This window comes from Frankia sp. Mgl5 (genome assembly GCF_023242985.1).
GTDB lineage: Bacteria > Actinomycetota > Actinomycetes > Frankiales > Frankiaceae > Parafrankia > Parafrankia soli.
In genome coordinates this window covers 1-550 of sequence record NZ_JALKFY010000434.1, presented here as the reverse complement: position 1 = coordinate 550, position 550 = coordinate 1, and the positions used below count along the sequence as shown (strand labels likewise).

1 protein-coding gene is annotated in these 550 nt (G+C 69.1%); it reads right to left on the bottom strand.

Annotated features, from left to right (window positions below; genetic code table 11):
• Window positions 1-321, bottom strand: a 321-nt coding sequence (locus tag MXD62_RS10005; RefSeq protein WP_248829060.1) for a helix-turn-helix domain-containing protein, incomplete at its 3' end; no start/stop codon positions are given.
• Between the last annotated feature and the right edge of the window lie 229 nt (window positions 322-550).

The following is a 550-nucleotide window of genomic DNA, read 5'->3' as shown; positions in this document are numbered from 1 at the left end:
GGTTGTCAGTTGGCGTGATTGCTGGTTGAGCCGCTGGGCTTCGGCGAGTTGGTCTTCGAGGATGACGATGCGGCAGGCGGCGTCGATCGCGGTGCCCTGATCGACGAGCTCGCGGACGCGGGCGGCGATCCGCAGCTGATAGCGGGAGTAGCGGCGGTGGCCGCCCTCGGAGCGCAGTGGCGTGATCAGGCGGGCTTCGCCGAGGGCCCGCAGGAAGGCAGGCGTGGTGCCGAGCATCTCGGCCGCGCGGCCCATGGTGTAGGCGGGGTAGTCGTCGTCGTCGAGACTGTGGGCCGGTTTACGTGTGCTTTCAGGGGTCATCGCGCCTCTCGGGACACATCGAGGGGCCCTGGTGCCATACAGCACCAGGGCCCCGGGGGGTCAACACCATCTACCGGCCAAGACGCGCCGGGTTCTGGAACCCGCATGCCCACCCGAGAGGGCAGGGGTGCGGGGATCGCATATGCGTGACCGGGGACCACCTTCCAATCCGGGGCCTGCGCGGTGACCGAGCGAGCTAGACCATCGCTCGGGCGATCCTGACGGCGTC